The organism is Aeromonas sp. R5-1 (assembly GCF_040908265.1).
Classification (GTDB): domain Bacteria; phylum Pseudomonadota; class Gammaproteobacteria; order Enterobacterales; family Aeromonadaceae; genus Aeromonas; species Aeromonas caviae.
This window is the reverse complement of record NZ_JBFODJ010000037.1, coordinates 1-6,889: the sequence shown is the minus strand read 5'-3', so window position 1 is coordinate 6,889 and position 6,889 is coordinate 1. Positions and strand designations below refer to the sequence as shown.

The 6,889-nt window shown below is 53.5% G+C and carries 5 protein-coding genes and 1 pseudogene; 4 read left to right on the top strand and 2 right to left on the bottom strand.

Features of this window, described 5'->3' with window-relative positions:
* Positions 1 to 36 precede the first annotated feature (36 nt).
* The 3 genes from AB5Y64_RS04945 (at position 37) to AB5Y64_RS04935 (ending at position 2,809) form a co-directional block, all read left to right on the top strand.
* Positions 37 to 1,068, top strand: coding sequence for an IS630-like element ISAhy2 family transposase (locus AB5Y64_RS04945; protein ID WP_001809438.1), 1,032 nt, complete (start codon positions 37 to 39; stop codon positions 1,066 to 1,068).
* The gene (locus tag AB5Y64_RS04940; RefSeq protein ID WP_368203394.1) at positions 1,049 to 1,501 is read left to right on the top strand and encodes a hypothetical protein; all 453 of its coding nucleotides are present in this window, start codon (positions 1,049 to 1,051) and stop codon (positions 1,499 to 1,501) included. The genes AB5Y64_RS04945 and AB5Y64_RS04940 overlap by 20 nt, the downstream gene beginning before the upstream one ends.
* 420 nt (positions 1,502 to 1,921) lie before the next feature.
* Positions 1,922 to 2,809, top strand: coding sequence for a hypothetical protein (locus AB5Y64_RS04935; protein WP_315627961.1), 888 nt, complete (start codon positions 1,922 to 1,924; stop codon positions 2,807 to 2,809).
* Positions 2,810 to 3,122: 313 nt separating this feature from the next.
* Here AB5Y64_RS04935 and AB5Y64_RS04930 read toward each other — a convergent pair whose 3' ends face one another.
* Together AB5Y64_RS04930 and AB5Y64_RS04925 are read right to left on the bottom strand one after the other, a co-directional pair.
* Complete coding sequence (locus AB5Y64_RS04930; protein WP_151028481.1) at positions 3,123 to 3,680, bottom strand: hypothetical protein; 558 nt, start codon at positions 3,678 to 3,680, stop codon at positions 3,123 to 3,125.
* Positions 3,681 to 3,814: 134 nt separating this feature from the next.
* Positions 3,815 to 5,839, bottom strand: a pseudogene (locus AB5Y64_RS04925) (FAD-linked oxidase C-terminal domain-containing protein); the annotation flags it as partial.
* 76 nt (positions 5,840 to 5,915) lie between these two features.
* On the opposite strand from AB5Y64_RS04925, the gene AB5Y64_RS04920 reads away from it, so the two are divergent.
* Positions 5,916 to 6,833, top strand: a complete 918-nt coding sequence (locus tag AB5Y64_RS04920) for an IS5-like element ISEc35 family transposase (RefSeq protein ID WP_113979304.1) — start codon at positions 5,916 to 5,918, stop codon at positions 6,831 to 6,833.
* Positions 6,834 to 6,889: the final 56 nt, after the last annotated feature.

Here is a 6,889-nt window from a genome sequence, read left to right as displayed (position 1 = left end):
CTAAACAAAACAAGCCACACCCAAAGGACTGAGTTGATGCCTATCCTACCACCTCTGCCACGACCACAACGGCGCCGCATTCACAAAATCATCCATGCCACCCGTGATAAAGGACATGCTCGTCGCTTGATGGCCATCTTGCTGTTACATGAAGGACGCACGATCACCGATGTTCATCACCTTACCGGCGCTGCGCGCTCGACCATCGGTCGTTGGCTTCGGTGGTATCGAGATGAAGGCATAGATGCGCTAGAAGCCTTACCGGCTGGCCGTGCCCCAGTCTTACCTATCGCCAAGATTGTCACCTTACTGGTGCTGCTCATGCAGTTTTCTCCGCAAGATTTTGGTTATCAGCGCAGCCGTTGGTGTACTGAACTATTGGCTATAAAAATCAATCGGTTAACAGGGCTCAATGTGGCAGCCTCCACGCTCCGCCGATGGTTACCTCGTATGGGCATTGTCTGGCGCAGGCCCGTGCCGACCTTGCGGATAAAAGACCCAGCCTATCAGGAAAAAATGGCGAATATCGACGCCGCGCTGGCCCGCTGTGATGCCGATAATCCGGTGTTTTATGAGGATGAAGTCGATATAGACCTCAATCCCAAATTAGGAGCCGACTGGATGTTCAGAGCGCAGCAAAAGCGGGTTGTCACACCGGGGCAGAATGCCAAGCATTATCTGGCAGGCGTTCTCCACGCAGGCAACGGAAGGGTACTTTACGTCAGCGGGATCAAGAAAAACTCATCGCTGTTTATTGCCATGCTGGAAAAGCTGCGCCACCACTACCGACGAGCCAAAACCATCACGTTGATCCTCGATAACTACATCATTCACAAAAGCAAACAGACCGAGCGATGGTTGAAGAAGAATCCCAAGTTCTGCCTGGTGTTCCAGCCAGTTTACAGCCCTTGGGTTAATCACATAGAACGGCTATGGCACAAGTTACATGAAACCATCACGCGCAATCATCAATGCAGAGGGATGGCAAACCTGCTGGCCCGAGTGAAACACTTCATGGATACCGTGTCTCCTTTCCCGGGGAATGGCTATGGCACAGCGAAGGTGTAGCACTATTGGGATCAGTTATTTAGAGTATGAGTGGTTTGTTGAGCATCCATTTTTAGGTAAATATATTGATATCCTCAGCCACAAGTCATCAAGATTCAAAATAAGTGAACTAACAAAGGAGGAACTAGAGCCATTGATATTAGATTTGGTTGATATTCCAAAAGATAAGGAGGACTCCGTTTCAAAAGTTGCAAATGAATATTACACATCAGAATACCCAGAGTCATTAGCACATTTCACTAAATTCACACAGCATTTATTTTACACTTTATACAAGGTTGGCGTTATAGGAATAAAAATAGATGGTATTAGCTCGGTTACATGGGTTCATGATAAAACACAAGATTTGACGCCATCTAGAATTAAAACCACCTCTATAGTCTATATACATAAAATGCTGTGGCGAGTACTGGCGATTGATAAAAGAGTCTAAATCTTGATATCATTCACACGTTTCCGCACCATGTCACCTTGACCAAAATTCAAACTGGTTAGGTTTAAACAGCTTTAGATGACATATTTTCGGTTGCTTCATATTAATGTGGTATGGCTTTTACAATTATTAAAGAGTGTTTTTCATTTCAGTAGTCTCAAGTAGAAATACCAAGACCTTCATACCATAAAATGGAATATACTCCTTCAGAGATTTATTCACACATACCACGATATAAACATCACCACTATAGATCCCAAGCGTAGATGTCGAACAAGAAATGACTAAACCTATTCATATTAACTGAGAGATTTTAAAAGTATGGGTTTGATACATTATTTTCAAAGGTACTCATCTCGCGAGAACGCGGTCACAAACAACACGCTTCTATTGTTTGCAAAAATATATGAGCACTCACCATTGCAACTTGCCAACCTGCTATCAGAAATAACCGGTGAAAACATTGAAATTGGAATAGATATAAATCAGCAGCAGCGTATGGGAGACTCCATACCGGATGGTTCTATTGGGCAACGTAGCTTCAAAATACTCATCGAGACTAAAGTAGATGCTTCTGTTGATGTAACACAGCTTGAACGTCATGCTAACCAATTTAAGGGCGAGGAACAGAAAATACTATTACTCCTTACAAAGGAAAGTATTGAACACAACAGACTAGTAAACATTGAATCTAAAATTCAATCGAAAAATCCAGGCGTGGTGTTTTCAAATGTTACGTTTGAAGGCATATGTATAATGTCTAAGCGGTTATTTAAAGAGCATGAAACACAAATAAACTCTATTATTGAAGACTACTGGCAATACTGTAATGACACAGATTTATTTTATCAAGCCAAATACTTAATGAGAGTTTTACCTTGTGGTGTAAGTCTCACTCTAAATGCCAAGTACGGTATATACTACCATCCCTCAGATAGAGGATATACTGAGCATCGATACTTAGGTGTTTATGCCAATAAATCAGTTCAATACATCTGGGATATTGAGTCAGTTTTTGATGTCATATGGGATGGTGAAAAACTCTCCAAGCAACTTGTAAATGGGATAGATACAGACAAGTTCGATCAACGAATAATCGCAATAATAGAAGAATCGAAATCACATTGCGGTTACTACATTGAGGAGGGGCACCGGTTTTTCTGTGGGGAGCCCGTCAAAACAAATTTTAGGAAGGTGTCATCTGGAGGGATTCAAGGGGCAAGGATATTCAACATTAAAGAATTGATAGGTAAGCCAGGCTCAGTTGAAGAGGTTTCTCAAAAATTAAACGTACTCACTTGGACTTAACTTTCAAAACCTGTCGATGTGGTAGTTTAATATGATTCTGAATTATCAATTGACACCCAACTAATTTAACTAATAAAGGAAACCCCACCAGAATTTATTTTGGTGGGTTTCCTTTATCTCGCAGCCTGATCCACCAGATAGAGGATGCTGTGATAGGGAATGCCGGTGTGCTGGGTCAGCCCCAGCTCGCAGGTGCCACTGTTGCTGATTTCATGGCAGTATGCGCGGCAGCGTGGAACTCAGACGTCATTAACTCTTTGTCTTCTACCTGCGCCATAAATTGAAAGTAAAGGTGAGAGCTCCAGCATGACGCCTACAACCCTCTTTCGCTTTCTGCCTTGATGGCGCCCAGTATCCGGCGCCGGATCAGGCCGCTGACGGGGCGGATCAGATACCAGTAAGGTGCGAATTTGAGGCGGCAGATCAGATCCGGGCAGAACACCCTTGTCTGGGTGGTCAACCGAGTGGTGCCGTTTGGCTGGCGGCTGGCCGAAAACCCCAGAGCGAGCTTGGCGACGCCTGGCGCCGCAAAGTCCAGATACGCCTGACTGTCCACCATGGTCACCAGACCAAAGTCCGGCCGCCAGAACCGGCCGACAAGGCCGTAGAGCAGCGTGTTGTCGTCCTGGCTGTCGAGCGGCACGAATCTGTGCAGGCCAAAGGGAGGCGGGCTGGCGCTCTGTTGGCGGCCGAGAAGATGCCCAAGGCGCATCGGTACTTCCCGCAAGCCGATCAGGTGGCGAAAGGCCGGATCCACTTCCGGTCGATAGTTGGCCGCCGCCTGGATGACGGAGCGCGGGTCGGCGGCAATGTCGCGAGCGTGCTCTTCACAGAAGTGATAGGCAGGCAGATAGTGGTTCAGCGGCGTCATCCATTCTTCCTTGCCATCGTTCGTATCAACATCTGCCCCTTTCATAGCACGTAGCACCAGACAAGTCCCGTTTTTAAGCCACCTTGTTCACCCCATTGAAAACGGCAGGATTGTTATCCTGCCGTTTAGTTTTCCTATCTCGCCGCCTGATCCACCAGATAGAGAATGCTGTGATAGGGAATGCCAGCGTGCTGGCTGAGCCCCATTTCACAGGTGCGGCTGTTGCTGAATCCCTGACGGCAATCCCTGGGCACCTGGGCGGGCAGGCTGGCAAGCGCCGCGGCGTTGAGCTCCGGGGTCATCAACCCTTTGTCACCGGCAAAGCCGCAGCACTGGATATGCTCCGGCACGATCACCTCCCGGGCGCAGGCACGGGCGACGCTGAGCATCGCCTCCCCCAGCCCCATGCGCCGGCTGCTGCAGGTGATATGGAGCATGACGGTCTCATCGATGGGGGTCAGCTCAAGGTGGGGCAGCAGGTGTTCCAGCACAAAGGCGGAGGGCTCGAACACCCGAAGGCCCTTGCCGAGCGCCCCCGAGAGCAGCCGCTGCACGCAGGGGCTGGTGTCGAGCAGCACGGGCCAGCGCCCCTGTTCGCTTGCCTGCCACAATGTATCGGCCAGCTCAGTACGCTTGGCTGTGGCCACCTCGACCATCCCCTTGCTGTCATAGGGCATGCCGCAGCAGAGCTCCTCAATGCCTTGCGGCACTATCACCCGGCAGCCCGCCTTCTTGAGCAAGGATTGCACCACGTCCGGCAGTGACGGGGCCTCCTCCTGCTGGCCGAACACCCGGCTGGCGCAGGATGGCAGATAGACCACGGCGCGATCCTCTCCAATGCCCTCATTGGATCCGCCATGGCTCCCCTCCCCTTGCGGCCACCGGTAGCGGCTCGGCCCCGGCAGGGTGGGCAGCCAGGCGGGGGTGCGCTGGCCGCTCAGATGGCGAACCCCGTTCACCAATCGCGCCAGCGCCTTGTCTCCCAGCAGCTTGCCGGCAATGGCTTTGAGGCCGAGAGCCCCACGGGACGTGCGGGTAACGCCGGCGAAATGATCGGCGCTCCAGCGGGCGATGGGCACGAAGCGCTGGTACTTTTCGCTGCGCAGCTTCTTGATGAGCGCTCCGGTGTTGATGCCCACCGGGCAGCGATCGGCGCAGAGCCCGGTGGCGGCGCAGGTGTCGATGCCCTGATAGTCAAACAACCGGGCCAGCTGGTTGGAGGGCTCATCGGCACGATTGCGGCGGGCCAGTTCGCGATAGAGCACGATGCGCTGGCGTGGCGAGAGGGACAGGGTGCGCGAGGGGCAGACCGCCTCGCAAAAGCCACATTCGATGCACGGATCCACGATGGCATCGCTCGCCGGCATGGGTTTGAGGTGTGCCAGGTGGGCCTTGGGGTCGTCGTTGATGATGACGCCGGGATTGAGCAAGCCATCGGGGTCCAGCAGCGCCTTGATGCGACGCATCAGCGCCATCCCCTCCGGCCCCCATTCGAGCTCCACATAGGGGGCCATGTTGCGGCCGGTGCCGTGCTCGGCCTTGAGGGACCCGCCAAAGCGCACGGCGACCAACTCGGCCACCGCATCCATAAAGGCGCCGTAGCGGGCCACCTGGGCCGGATCGTCGAACCCCTGGGTAAAGACGAAGTGCAGGTTCCCCTCCAGCGCGTGGCCAAAGATGATGGCTTCACCGTATTCGAAGCGATCGAACAGAGCTTGCAGCCCCGCCACTCCTTCCGCCAGACGCTCGATGGGAAAAGCGACATCCTCGATGATAACGGTGGTGCCGGTGGTGCGCACCGCCCCCACCGCCGGGAAAAGCCCCTTGCGAATGGCCCAGAGGCCGGCGCTGTCGCCGGTAAAAGGCACAGAGGCGACCTGAACGAACTCGGCCGCCATGACCGTCACCTGCTCGCAGCGATCCACCAACTCTTCCTTCGACTCCCCATGCACCTCCACAAGCAGGGCGCAGGCAGCCAGATCCAGGGTCTTGATAAAGTCCGGCAGGCCGGGCTTGCCCGCCACCGAGCGAAGGCAGCGCCCATCCATCAGCTCCACCGCCGCCACTGGCGCAGCTTTGAGCCGCGAGGTGGCCAGACAGGCCTGCTCGGCGTCTCGAAACACCAGCAGGGCTGAGGCCTTGTGGGGGTATTCGGGCAGGCGTTGTTGCTCAAATCAGGGAACTATCCCGCAGTTTGGTGATCTGATCTCTTAGGTTCACCACCGGGAGCGCCAGATGGGCAAGTCCAAGCACAAGATCAGCAACTGGAAACAGTACAACCAAGCCTTGGTGCAACGTGGTTCGTTGACCGTCTGGATGGATGAGCAAGCCATCCAGCAGTGGCATTGCCAAACCCATCATGGCCGCCGGGGGCGAGGCTTCCATTACAGCGACTCTGCCATTGAAACCGCGCTGATGCTCAAGGCGGTATTCAAGCTACCGCTGCGTGCCTTGGAAGGCTTCATCAACTCGCTGTTCAAGCTGATGAAGGTGCCCTTACAGTCGCCGGACTACAGCTGTATCAGCAAGCGTGCCAAGACGGTCGAAATCAAGTACCGCCTACCGAGCCATGGCCCGGTGGCTCACCTCGTCATCGATGCCACCGGACTCAAGGTCTATGGCGAGGGCGAATGGAAAATTCGCAAGCACGGCAAGGAGAAACGCCGCGTCTGGCGCAAGCTTCACCTGGCCGTAGATGCGGCGACCCATGCCATCGTCGCAGCCGAAGTCAGCCTGGAAACGGTGGGCGATAACGAGGTGCTGCCCACGCTGCTCAACCCCTTGCGCCGCAAGATAGAACAAGTCAGCGCCGATGGTGCTTATGACACCAGAGCCTGTTATGCCCTACTGCAAAAGAAGGGCATCAAGGCCACCATACCGCCGAGAAAGAATGCGGCATTCTGGAAGAAAGGCCATCCACGCAACGAGGCGGTTGCCGCGCTCAAGGCAGGAGAACTGGAGCAATGGAAAAAGGACTCTGGCTATCATCAGCGCTCGATAGCTGAGACCGCCATGTATCGCTTCAAGCAGCTCATCGGTCCGAAACTGAGTCTGCGGAGCTACAACGCCCAGGTGGGTGAGATCCTGGCCGGGGTGAAAGTCATGAACAAGGTCATAGGGCTTGGTATGCCTATTCGGCAGGCCGTCAACTAAGCCCGCCCGGCGGGTTGGGGAGCGAGTATCCGACTTTGGATTTGATCAACAAGGCC

Coding starts and splice junctions, on each gene's coding strand:
- AB5Y64_RS04930 (WP_151028481.1), bottom strand. CDS start 3,680: ATGACGCCGCTGAACCACTATCTGCCTGCCTATCACTTCTGTGAAGAG.
- AB5Y64_RS04945 (WP_001809438.1), top strand. CDS start 37: ATGCCTATCCTACCACCTCTGCCACGACCACAACGGCGCCGCATTCAC.
- AB5Y64_RS04920 (WP_113979304.1), top strand. CDS start 5,916: ATGGGCAAGTCCAAGCACAAGATCAGCAACTGGAAACAGTACAACCAA.
- AB5Y64_RS04940 (WP_368203394.1), top strand. CDS start 1,049: ATGGCACAGCGAAGGTGTAGCACTATTGGGATCAGTTATTTAGAGTAT.